General features: G+C 33.6%; 10 protein-coding genes, 1 pseudogene and 1 other annotated feature. Of the genes and pseudogenes, 4 read left to right on the top strand and 7 right to left on the bottom strand.

Annotation, left to right across the window (positions count from 1 at the left end):
- Positions 1-75: 75 nt before the first annotated feature.
- A complete protein-coding gene (msrA, locus tag J4P91_RS02980; RefSeq protein ID WP_207992888.1) occupies positions 76-612 on the top strand; it encodes a peptide-methionine (S)-S-oxide reductase MsrA in 537 nt (178 codons plus the stop codon).
- A gap of 78 nt (positions 613-690) precedes the next feature.
- On the opposite strand, the gene speB is transcribed toward msrA, so the two are convergent.
- On the bottom strand, positions 691-1632 hold the full coding sequence (gene speB, locus J4P91_RS02975) for an agmatinase (RefSeq protein ID WP_207992887.1): 942 nt from the start codon (positions 1630-1632) through the stop codon (positions 691-693).
- Between the two features lie 246 nt (positions 1633-1878).
- Between speB and J4P91_RS02970 the strand changes: the two are divergent.
- Positions 1879-2013, top strand: a pseudogene (locus J4P91_RS02970) (glutaminase); the annotation flags it as partial.
- A 378-nt stretch (positions 2014-2391) separates the two neighbouring features.
- Here J4P91_RS02970 and J4P91_RS02965 read toward each other — a convergent pair.
- From J4P91_RS02965 to J4P91_RS02945, 5 genes are all read right to left on the bottom strand, one after another.
- On the bottom strand, positions 2392-3519 hold the full coding sequence (locus J4P91_RS02965; RefSeq protein WP_207992886.1) for a Ger(x)C family spore germination protein: 1128 nt from the start codon (positions 3517-3519) through the stop codon (positions 2392-2394).
- Complete coding sequence (locus J4P91_RS02960; protein WP_207992885.1) at positions 3516-4619, bottom strand: GerAB/ArcD/ProY family transporter; 1104 nt, start codon at positions 4617-4619, stop codon at positions 3516-3518. Before J4P91_RS02960 ends, J4P91_RS02965 begins: the two co-directional genes overlap by 4 nt.
- The gene (locus J4P91_RS02955) at positions 4609-6129 is read right to left on the bottom strand and encodes a spore germination protein (protein ID WP_207992884.1); all 1521 of its coding nucleotides are present in this window, start codon (positions 6127-6129) and stop codon (positions 4609-4611) included. Before J4P91_RS02955 ends, J4P91_RS02960 begins: the two co-directional genes overlap by 11 nt.
- Before the next feature lie 576 nt (positions 6130-6705).
- Positions 6706-7344, bottom strand: a complete 639-nt coding sequence (locus J4P91_RS02950; protein WP_207992883.1) for a FusB/FusC family EF-G-binding protein — start codon at positions 7342-7344, stop codon at positions 6706-6708.
- A 144-nt stretch (positions 7345-7488) separates the two neighbouring features.
- Positions 7489-7752 (bottom strand): CD3324 family protein, encoded by a 264-nt coding sequence (locus J4P91_RS02945; protein ID WP_017152303.1) that lies wholly within the window; start codon positions 7750-7752, stop codon positions 7489-7491.
- 331 nt (positions 7753-8083) lie between these two features.
- Between J4P91_RS02945 and J4P91_RS02940 the strand changes: the two genes are divergently transcribed.
- Positions 8084-8782 (top strand): polysaccharide deacetylase family protein, encoded by a 699-nt coding sequence (locus J4P91_RS02940; RefSeq protein WP_017152304.1) that lies wholly within the window; start codon positions 8084-8086, stop codon positions 8780-8782.
- Between the two features lie 215 nt (positions 8783-8997).
- Here the strand turns inward: J4P91_RS02940 and J4P91_RS02935 are convergent, their stop codons facing one another.
- Positions 8998-10335: a sodium-dependent transporter gene (locus J4P91_RS02935; protein ID WP_207992882.1), complete on the bottom strand. Its 1338-nt coding sequence runs from the start codon at positions 10333-10335 to the stop codon at positions 8998-9000.
- Between the two features lie 303 nt (positions 10336-10638).
- Positions 10639-10862 (bottom strand) — a binding site (T-box leader).
- A gap of 230 nt (positions 10863-11092) precedes the next feature.
- Here J4P91_RS02935 and J4P91_RS02930 point away from each other — a divergent pair.
- Positions 11093-12727, top strand: a complete 1635-nt coding sequence (locus J4P91_RS02930) for a putative polysaccharide biosynthesis protein (protein WP_207992881.1) — start codon at positions 11093-11095, stop codon at positions 12725-12727.
- The last annotated feature ends 23 nt before the right edge of the window (positions 12728-12750 follow it).

The following is a 12750-nucleotide window of genomic DNA, read 5'->3' as shown; positions in this document are numbered from 1 at the left end:
AAATCTTTTTTATTGCGCAATAAAATAATTTATATAATACTAGATAAAACATATCTATTTAGGAGGATTACAGCAATGACAGAAAAAACATACGAACTCGCAACCTTTGCAGGCGGCTGCTTTTGGTGCATGGTAAAACCATTTGATGAACTTCCAGGCATTCAAAAAGTTGTTTCAGGCTATGCTGGCGGCCACATCCCAAACCCAACATACGAACAAGTAAAATCTGGAACATCTGGACATTTAGAAGTTGTTCAAATTACATTCGATCCTTCTATTTTCCCTTATCAAAAATTACTAGATTTATATTGGCCACAAATTGATCCAACTGATGATGGTGGACAATTTTTTGACCGCGGTCCATCTTATCGCACAGCTATTTTTTACCACAATGAAAGTCAAAAAGAGCTAGCTGAAAAATCAAAGCAAACACTAGCAGAAAGCGGTATGTTTAAAGCTCCAATCGTAACAGAAATTCGGCCGGCGGCTCCTTTCTATGAAGCAGAAGAATACCATCAACATTTTTATAAAAAGAATCCTGAGAAATATGCTCAAGAACGTAAAGAGTCTGGTCGTGAAGATTTTATTAAGGAAAATTGGCAACAGAAATAATACATGGACACCTTTAAGGCCGATGAAAAATTGTTTCATCGGCCTTTTTGTATTTCAGTATAATAATTAACTTCTTACTTATTTCATTTCATTTTTCAACTGCAACGCGATTAAACTAGCAAAATCATGCACAAGTGTTGCAGCTAAAAGAGATGTGATTTGCGCTTGATCATATGGCGGTAATACTTCTACTAAGTCGAAACCAATATAATTAAAACCACTTAATGAACGCACCATATTTAACGTCTCTCGACTATTAAATCCTCCCACCTCTAACGTCCCAGTACCAGGCGCACAAGATGGATCTACAAAATCAATATCAAACGTTAAGAAACATGGCGTATCACCAATCGTTTCTCTCATTTGCTGAAGAACGCTTTCAAAACCACGATCACATAATTCGGCTGTTGTAATGACGTTATATCCCAAATCATTACTAGCTTCTATATCACCAGGGTGATTCAATGTTCCTCGAATTCCAATTTGGAATACTTTGTCTGGTTGTAGCAATCCCTCCTCATGCGCACGTATAAATGGTGAACCATGCCAATATTTTTCTTCATAATATGTATCCCATGTATCTGTATGTGAGTCAAAATGAATCATTGCAACTGGGCCATGAACTTTTGCTGCTGCACGAAGACTTGCTAATGTAACTGAATGATCTCCACCAAGCCCTATTGGAATAATCCCTTGCTTCATTAATCCAAAAACAGCTTCTTCAATTAAATCATAGCTGCGATGAATATTATGTGGGATAACAGAAACATCCCCAATATCAATCGCATTTGTATCATCAAACGGGTACACATGATGAATTGGATGATATGGAAACAGTGTCATAGATGCTTGACGAATAGCTTGCGGAGCAAAACGCGCACCAACACGAAAAGAAGCAGCAGTATCAAAGGGCATTCCTAAAATAGCAACCTTTGCTTGCTCATTACTTGATGATAATCTCATAAATGTACCTGTCGTACAAAACTCTGGTTTTACATCTGGCGTTAGTGGATATTTCATTCCTTATTTCCCCTTTATAAACATGATTTTTACATCCAAAAGAAAATTCTTAATATAAAGCAAGATTATTTTTCTTTTATACATGCAAAAATCATGCCAAGTAGAAAGTGAAGTATTATCCATTAAGCATTCCTTACCTTTGTCCATTCTATCTATGCAAATTTGAATAGCCCATGCCTTACAGCATAAAAAGGACGAAAAATAGTTTTTATGACAGAGTCTATAACATTTAGGATTATAACTAAAGATGATTTAGGGATTTCTATCCATCATAAAGAGACAAATTATATCCATACCGGTAACTCCCAAGCACTCTTTACCCTTCAAACTATTTCAAAAGTAATTACACTTGCACTTGCTCTTCTAGACCGTGGTGAAGACAGAAATCATTCATTTACTTCCAATGTTTTCGAATCTGTTCGGTTAATTTTGGATATTGATGAATCCAACATATAATCGTTGTATGAGCAATGGTAAATCCTCTTTTCCCCATCTTTCCACCGAATTATAGAAATTCAAAGTGTACTGTAGGTACTATTTTACTATTAACAACATAACATTAGGTTGTTAATATTTCTACTTGAATAGATTTTACTTTTTCATACTGACCACGTTCTTTATTTATAAATATTTTTTGTGTATACAATGACAGTATTTTTTGCACCAAAAACAGAGATGCTTCAGTTCATTGGACTATAATGCATTTATAAGAAAGAATTCACAATTCCTATAAATACATATTTTTTGGTCATTTTCACTCTACTCTCTAGTAGTTCCTGTATTATGAATTTTGATATGTGTATTTACATGTATTTGAGCCTCAGATAAAACATGAGGCCAATTTTCTTTTACTTTTTTCCATTCTTTATATTGATATGCTCTAGCGTATAAAGACAAACCAATCGGATCGATTTCATTCTTTTGCATATGACGAAACATACTCATCAACTCTTTATCGAGTTTTTGTTTCATTGCGTCCTCTAATTTTATAACTTCTTGTTTATGTTTGTTAGAATGTTTTATAAGTTTTTCATTGATTTTCTCTATAAGGGCTACATTCATATATATATCGATATTGAATACGAATTTTCCTTTGTGATAGTCAACATTTATTTTTCGTTTTGCACCTTGCACTAACACAGAAACATTAGGCTGTTGCTTGTTTTGTAAAGGATCAAGGAAAAGATGTAATATCATACGCCCTTTATTTTTATTGTTATTTATAAGATTAAAGAATCCCACATCTTTTTTAGAAAACTCCGTTACATACTTTCCTTGATGGTCTAAAAAGGCTATTCCTATTGTATCTATTTCGTTGTTTTTTCTTTTAATTATTGGAACCGTTTGAGTCATTCCTTGTTCATTTTTTTCTCTTATTAATTGTTGGATTGTAGAAGAGACAGATTCATTATTTTGAATAGAAGATTCTATTACATCATTTACATAAGTAGGAAGAGGTGGTTTATCTGGCCTTTTAATGTTAAAGATTTGTTCTATTGAACCATCAACAAGCACCACTTTAGCATTAAGTGTACTGTAAGGGTCACGAGAAGAGGAATCCAGTTCCTTCATCCAATTCTCCTTTTGAGCAAACTTTTTCCCAATTAAAATAACCTCAGCTTTAGACGATGTAACATAGCCTGTTAGTTTCGTACTAATTTTGCTAAATCCATTATACACAGATGATGCCTTGACCAAATACTCAACCGTATTTCTTTGTTTTTCATGATGAAAAAGTGGTATACTTGTTCCCACCATCATTTCGCCGTTAGAAGTTCTATCCAGTGCAATTAATAAAATTAAAGTAGCCTTTTCTAATGGTATTCTTTGACTACAACCAATTAAATATATACAACAAATCATAATCCATATCCCTCTGCGAATCATAGCTGTTTCCTCCTAGTAACCCAGTTAATAAGAGTGATGTAAATAAAAAAGAACACTGGAAATAAAATAAAAAAAGTACTATTTAAATTATCCATAAAAGAATAAATGAATAAAAGTTGGTTAACGTCTGGATTAAAAAACATAAATATTAAGATAATAAAAAAGATGAAACTAATAATACTCCAATTGCGTGAAAGTCTTTTAAACACATTCGTGACAGAGTATATACTGAAAAACAAATAAGGATATACGGTAGTAGAAAATACAATTAAATAGTAGGCAATATAAATGATTTCTAAGCGTTCTAAAAAAGAAAAACGAATACCCTTTAATAATTGAAAGACTGGCCAGATAATTTCTTTTACACCTTCTGGACTAAAGTAGACATAGCAAAAAAGAGTAACATATAAGTATAAAAGCATGGTTCCTGTATTAGCTATAACAATACCTATTTGGGCTTTCTCTTTTTTTTGTAAAAGCGGATATATAAAGTATACAATTTCTAATCCAGCGTAAGGGGTAACCGTTTCTTTTACAGCTTGTAAAACAGGATATATCCCATCTTTTAAAACGGGTAAAAGGTGTAAAGGATGAAAATTATGTTTTAATGCAAAGATAAATACTAACGGCATCCAAGCAGTGAAAAAGAACACAATTATAGAATACCTAGTAATTGCTTGTATTCCATTCCATGCCAAAATATAAAACGGAATTAATAATAAAATGGCAATTTGATAAGAAGGAGTAGAAGGGAAAATCCATATTTTCACAACCTCGATTGTTTTTAGTATCGTATTAAATCCAGCAAAAAATAAATAAAACGCATATAAAATAATAAGTAATGTCCCTAACCATTTGCCAAAGTAACGTCTAAGAATTTGAAAAAAATTCATATTAGGATTTGTTTGAAAGATTGAAACAATCAGTATTCCAATTATTGAGGAAATTATCCAACCTAAAACTATAGAAACCCATCCATCTGTTCCTGCGATATTTGCAATTGGGCTTGGCATTGTTAACACACCAGATGCTATTTGTAGTGAGTGAATAAACACAATATATTCGAATAATGTTAGGTTTCTAATAACGCTATTCCTCATCGGGATCACCTTTTTTCGATTCAACATCTTTCCTCTTTTTTTGTTTTGGTTGACCTGTACTAGAGCGCATTGTGAGCATAGGAATAGGAAATCGTACGAAAGCATCTTTTAAATCTTGTAGACGAAATGGAGCAATTGGAATCCCGTACGGTGTGCCATAAGAGGTTAATGTAACAAAATGTGCTAATAAGATCATCAATCCACTCACAATCCCCACAATTCCATAAAAATAGGCAAGTAGCATCATAGGAAATCGTATGAGACGAATACAGTTTGCTAAATCATAATTGGATATTATAAATGATGCAATAGCAGTAATAGATACGATAATTACCATAACATTACTCACAAGGCCTGCCTGAACAGCAGCTTGTCCAATTACAATCCCTCCAACAATCCCAATAGTTTGTCCGATAGGCTGAGGTAACCGAATTCCAGCTTCACGAAGCATTTCTAATGTAAGTTCCATAATAAAGGCCTCCATTAAAGGGGAGAAAGGAACTTTAATTCTCGATGTCGCAATAGACATGTATAAATCTAAAGGAACTACTTCAAAATGAAATGAAACCATCGCTATATAAATAGCAGGTAAAAACATCGCTATACAAAATCCTACAAAACGTAATAAACGTAAAAATGAAGCAACCAACCAATTCATATTGTAATCATCTGGAGTCTGAAAGAATCCAATTAAATTCATAGGAATAATCATTACACTAGGAGAACGATCAATTAACACAGCTACTTTTCCATCAAGTATATGATGCGCAATAGCATCTGGACGTTCACTTAAATAAGCTTCTGGAAACGGGGTCCAATTTTGCTCCTTTGTAAAATTGGATAACTCTCCAATACTTAAGATGGTATCCGTTTTAATCTTAGATATTCTGCTCTCTGCCTCTTGAATAACACTCTCATTAGCTACATCTCCTAAGTAAATCAAATATACAGAAGTTGCTGCTCGCTCTCCTACCGTTAACTTTTTGATTTTCAATTGAGTGGACGAAATATATCTTCGAATCAACCCCATATTTTTTGAAGCATTTTCAATAAACCCATCATGAGAGCCTTTAATTGTAGCCTCTGACAAAGGTTCTTGAATAGATCTTTCTGCCCATCCTTTTGTATTAATGATTAACGCTCTCTTTTCTCCCTCCATAAACAGTACACTTTGTCCTTCTAATAAGCCTTCGACAACTTCATCCCATGTATACACTATTTTTGTATAGGCAGCAATGACATGAGAATCGAATACTTGTATGGTTTCATGAACATGCTTTAATAAAGGTGTAATAACATTATCTCTTAATGCTATACCGTCTGTTAAGCCTTCAAAATAATATATCACTACATTGGTGTCTGTTTTTAATGTTAAAGGATGCTCAATGAGATCCGCACTGTGATCAAAAATTTGCTTCATTCTATCTTTTTGATCTTGTAAGTTATTTGTTTGAATTTGTTCATCACCTTTAATACTTTTTGCTTCTCGATTCTCTTGGGTTGCAGACATTGTATTCACCTAATTTTTTTTCGTTTTCAATTCAGTATTTGTATTATTTTTTTATATTGGAAATTTATACATAAATTTTATTTTATTGGAATTTGAGCATGACCTATATGATAAAAAGTGAAGTGACTAATGTCTAAGTACTCTTTTACTTCATTTGTAGTCATATTGATTTCATGCGTGCTAAGTTTTCTCCTAAGCTTACATTTCATTAGAGTTAACGAATCCACTGCCGTTATATTTTATAAACAGAAAAAAGGAACCCGTTATGGATTCCTTTTTTCTGCTTTACAGCCCTTTTTCATGTAGTGAGGAATAAATAAATTGATTTGCACTACAATCATTATACATCTAAATATTATAAATTTTAATTTAGTCCCAGGTAATCATTGTTAGATGATTGTTGTAACATCTGTAAAAGGCTCTTTATTACATAGATGCGTTTTTCATAGTGTTATAACCCATCATAATAGAGGTATACCTTTTCGAACATAATAAAAAGAAGAATTCACCATGGATTCTTCTTTCATTTGAATTACAATCATATTTTGTTTCTATATTTACCTCTTTCGCAATAAGTTATTTTCTCAATCGCTCAATAAAATCATCTAATTTATCAAGCGATTTCATATTCTGATTACACGCTATACTATCTTGACAAATATAATTTCCTTTTTTAACAAAAGTACCTGGTACATCCCCTTTTATTTCAACTAGAAACATACCTACTTCTTCATGCCCATGGCACAATGCACAAATGCCTTTTTTATTTATACTTTGGAACGTTCCTTGCAAGCCAACAAACTTATTCTTATTTCTTGCTATAATAAACTTTCTGCCCGTTCCTTTATCAATCCAACCTAGATACGACATTTCTTTCATATTTATTGCTTCCATTTCAGGAAGCTTCAATTTTTTAGCCTTAGGAAATAATTTTTTTAACATTTGCTGCGTAACTTCCTGAAACGGAATGACATACGGATTTAACTTGAATAAAAATGCTTCCGCATCCTCTCTATTTTCAACCGTCAAAATCGTATCAATTAATTCTTTTTGTTCAACAGTAAGATTTTCAAAAACATGTAACACTTTTTCTATCGCAAGAGACTTTAGAGCAGCAATAACACCTCTATCATTTGCTGTTGCATGCCCATTCGCTAGAATATGAGCTTGTGATTTTATAAAATTATATTGATCACTTCTAATAAACGCTTCCATTGTTATCACTCCATATAAATTGTTAATCTCTTATTATTTTATACAATGAATTCATTTTATAAAATGCAGAAAATAATTTAGAAACAAAGTTTACATAAAAAGCACTGATTATTTCATATGAAATAATCAGTGCTTACGTCATTTTTATTTAGAATACACTATTTTTTTAATTGTTTCACTCGAAAGAAAATATTCTTCAGCTAATTGATGAATAGATACTCCGCTTTTAAATGCATATTTAATCGCTCGATTCCGCTCATCAAGTTGCTTTCTTCCTCCAGATCGTGTACCCCATTTATAATGTGTATTTTCCTGTTTTGGAATATAGATTGTTTCACCTTGCACATACTTTTGAATTTCTATAATTAAGTTTTCCGGTAAAACAGCCGCTGCTTTTACGTATTTCATTTCTGCTCGCCCCTTATTTTTTATGGTTCATTTCAATAAGGTGCAAAGCCAAATATAAAAGAAATGATACGAGCTCATTTTGGCGATTGTATATTACTTGTCTACCTCACGCAAAGTATCGCCATTTTCATACTTGGCTTTGCATGAGACGCTGCAGTGTCTGGCAATTGTATTGTAATCGCCATATCAACACCTCCTAATATACCTTTTGATTCTTATTATATGACAACTTTTTCTTTCTTGCATCCTAATGATTTTTAAACAAGCAGCAATTTATTCTTTTTGATATAATACATACGAATGAAAATGAAAAATATTGTGAGGTCGCTTTATGAAAAAAAGAATCATTACTTCATTAATTATACTAATCACTCTTCTTATCTTACTATTCGGAGCCTATAAACTCATGAATTCACGATCGTATCAATTATTTGGTGAATTAACAAATCGAGTAGAAACAAATCAGAAAGTCGTTGCTCTGACTTTTGATGATGGGCCTACAAAAAATGTAGAACAAATATTACCACTCTTAGATAAATATAATGCTAAAGCTACTTTTTTTGTAATTGGAAATGAATTAGAGAAAAACTTACAATTAGGACAAACTATCGTACAGTCCGGACATCAACTTGGAAATCATACGTACTCTCATAACCGAATGGTTCTCAAAACACCTTCTTTTATTAAAGATGAAATTGAAAAGACCAATACACTCATTCGTAAAACAGGTTATACAGATCAAATTGATTTTCGGCCACCAAATGGGAAAAAATTAATTGGTCTACCCTATTATTTAAACAAGCAGCACATCGAAACAATTACATGGGATATTGAACCTGATACTTATTATGTTTCTACTTCTGATAAAGTAGACTATGTAAACAACAATGTAAAACCAGGTTCTATCATTTTGTTACATTCTATGTATGATGATTCAGGTAATGCCTTACAAACTATTGAAGATATTTTAGATTCTTTATCTAAAAAAGGATATCAATTTGTTACAGTAAATGAATTGCAGAAAAGATAATTTAAAATTATCCATTCAATAAAAAGGCCCTAACATATGTTAGAGCCTTTTCTATTTCTTTTTATCCCGCATTAACGGGCAGTAAGCCCCCCCACCTCAAAATTTAGCGAAAGCAAAGAAGTTAGGTGGAGGATCAACCGCCCGTAAAAGCCCGATTGGTGCGGGCTGATAATCAGTGGGGGATGAAGAAAATCCCCACTGATTAAAGTTTCACTTTATATAATTCCAATCACATCTAAAAATACGATAATAATGGCGATTGGTGCTACATAGCGCAGTAAAAACAACCACAATACAAATAGTTTATATCCTTTGTTTTTACTTACTCCCAGTTCTTTTATTAATACATCCTTCTTCATTTTTAACGGCACGAAGATTGCAACTAATAATACGCCAAGCGGCATCAGAACGTTACTTACTGCAAAGTCTGCTAAATCAAAAATGGTTTTTCCAAACAGTTTCATATCACTTAACACACCATATGATAGTGCCGATGGAATCCCAACAACAAAAATTAATAATCCAACAATCAATGCCATTTTTTCGCGTTTCCCTTTACCTTTTGTTGTTAAAGAAGCAACGCTAATTTCTAACATAGAAATTGCTGATGTTATAGTCGCAAAGAAGAATAGTAATAAGAAAACAATGAAGAATAGTTTTCCGAATGCCATTTTGCTAAAAATAGCTGGCAATACGATAAATAGTAATCCTGGTCCTTGAGACGGCTCCATTCCAAATGCAAATACAACCGGGAAAATTGCAAGTCCAGCAAGCAATGTAATAACGAGTGTCAAAGCAACAATTGAAAATGCGGAACGCGGTAAGCTTTCTTCTTTCGGTAAGTACGAACTATACGTTACCATTACTGCTACCCCGACAGATAACGAGAAGAACGATTGTCCCATCGCGTATAAAACAATCTCAGACGTGACATGTGAGAAATCCGGCTGTAAGAAGAATCGTACCCCTTCTCCTGCTCCATCTAATGTAAGTGCACGAACAATTAATACAAAGAATAAAACAAATAGTGCTGGCATAAAGTATTTATTTACCTTTTCCACACCGTTTTGTACGCCTTTACTTACGATAAAAATAGTAATAAGAATAAATAATAGCTGTGATCCAACTGCTAAATATGGATTGGAAATGATTTCACCAAATGTTGCTTCATATGCACCATTTCCTTCCCATAGTCTCCCTGTAATTGCATTCCATAAATATAATAAAATCCATCCTCCGACAACACTGTAGAAAGAAAGTAATATGAAACATGTTACAATTCCTAATTTACCAAGCCACGGCCATAATGTTTTCGGAGCAATTTCTCTATACGCATCAACAGCCTCTTTTTGTGTACTTCTTCCAATCACAAATTCTGCTAATAATAAAGGTAAACCAATCAGTAAAGTAAAACCGATGAAAATAAGAAAGAACGCACCGCCCCCTCCAATACCGGCCATATATGGGAACTTCCAAATTGCGCCAAGACCAATTGCTGAACCTGCTGCAGCTAAAACGAAACCTAATTTCGATGTCCATTGCTGTGAATTCATCTTTTTATCTCCTCTCTTCTTCTATTTTTTCCTTTTATTACATTTCATTCTTAATCGTATTGTTCTAGCCTCTTCCCTTTCTAATACAACCACTTCCTTTCAAAAATAAAAAATCGCCCCTACAAAACGTAGGGACGATGAAAATATCGCGGTACCACCCTAGTTGTGAAGAATACTAAGAAACCACCGAAATAAAAAACGTCCCTACGTAAAACGTAGGGACGATAAAATATCGCGGTACCACCCTAGTTATGAAGATACAACAAGAATAACCCTAAAATAAAAAACGCCCCTACGTAAAAACGTAGGGACGATATATATCGCGGTACCACCCTAGTTGTGAAAAAATTCTTCACCACTTTATTTGATAACGGTATACACTACCGTCTTTCATTTCCTCACAATGTGAGATTTATGAAAGATGCTCCAGGACGAACTTCATGAATAATCTATATACTGATTCACACCAACCATCAGCTCTCTGACATAGGGAGATTTTCACTACTTTACCCTTTCATTGCTCAACTATATGTTTTCCGAATTGATTACTATCATTTTTATCACACATTAAAAATAGTGTCAACTAGTTTTTTGAATATTTATGTATCACAATCTTATTTTTTCACTATAAAAATTCAAAATATGACTTTTCTATGAATACTATTGCACCACTTACGTTTTATACTTTATTAAATACACTGACAGGTTTATAGTAATATAGGATGATTGTAACAGAGTACGAGTAGGAGGAAAGGTTTTGTCTACTTCAAAAGTTTTAAAAGGGACTGCTTTACTAAGCGGTGCCACAATGATTTCGCGTATTTTAGGTTTTATATACTTCTTCCCTTTTCAACTTTTAGTTGGTGAACAAGGGGTTGCATTATATGCATATGCATATTCTTGGTATGGTATCTTACTTAGTTTTTCAACAGCTGGTATTCCAATTGCTGTATCGAAATTTGTTGCTAAGTATAATGCACTGGGTGACTATAATACAAGTAAAAAACTATATAATTCTAGTGTAAAAATCATGATGCTTATGGGGTTCGCCGGATTTTTAATCTTATTTATCGGAGCTCCTTATGTATCTCAGTTTATTATTCGTTCAAAAACCCCGGATCCGGGGTTTATCGCTGATGTAACACTTACAATGCGAGCACTAAGTTTTGCGCTCATTATTGTCCCAGCGATGAGTGTCACACGTGGATATTTCCAAGGATTTCAACATATGAAACCAAGTGCTGTTTCTCAAGTTGTAGAACAGATTGCACGTGTCGTTTTCATTTTAGTTGGTAGTTTTATCGTTTCAAAATTACTAGGTGGGTCTGTTGCTTCTTCCGTTGCAGTTGCTACATTTGGAGCGGTTATTGGAGCAATTGCTAGTATCTCCATTTTAATCATGTATTGGAAAAAATATAATCATTTAAAACCACCTACAGGCGAACTAAAAACAAGGTCTTCAAACGTTTCATTAAAAAACATTTACATGGAGCTACTTCGTTACGCAATCCCAATTGTTTTCGTAGGGATTGCCATTCCACTTTATACTTTAGTGGATCAATATACAGTTGCTGATGCACTAAGAGCAATTGGAACACCGCTTGAAACAGCAAACGCAATTTTTGCTTATATAACGAACTATGCTCAAAAATTAATCATGATTCCCGCTTCACTCGCGACTGGATTTTCACTTACGATTATTCCAGCGATAACAAAATCATTTACAAGCGGAAAGCTAGAGGAATTACAAGAACAAATCACAAAGATTTTCCAAGTTTTATTATTCTTTACAATCCCTGCTGCATTCGGACTCGCTAGCATCGCATACGATGCATTCCGCATGGTGTATATGAGCCCCGATACAGCTTTAGGCGGATCTCAATATTTAATTTCTTATGCACCATCTGCTGTATTAAGTGCAATTTTCACTGTTTCTGCAGCTATTTTACAAGGGATTGATTATCAGCGAAAAACAATGATTGCCTTCTCCGTTGGTATTCTTGTAAAAGTTGTAGTGAATACGCCACTTCTATACTTATTAGGTGGACATGGGGCGGTGCTTGGAACTATTCTTGGATATCTCGTTTCTGATATCATTATGCTATATTGCATCGTCAAGTTTGCAAAATTTGATATTGCAGAAACAGCTAAAACAGTATTTCTTATTACAATTTACTCTGCAGCAATGTCCGCTGTCGTAATGGGATTAAAAGCGATTATCGGATGGCTCATCCCTGGACAACCTTATATCGAATCACTATTAATCGTTATCATTTGCGGCGCGGTTGGAGGAATTGTCTACCTTTTATTCGTATTAACAAGTGGCCTTGCTTCGCACATTCTCGGTGATCGTATTCAACGATTACCTGTACTAGGAAAGTTCATAAAATAAAAATAAGAGATGTAACTTTACGA

Origin of the sequence: Bacillus sp. XF8, assembly GCF_017498755.1 — a bacterium.
Classification (GTDB): domain Bacteria; phylum Bacillota; class Bacilli; order Bacillales; family Bacillaceae_G; genus Bacillus_A; species Bacillus_A bingmayongensis.
Note: the sequence above shows the minus strand (reverse complement) of the source record. Positions and strands in the feature narration are given on the sequence as shown.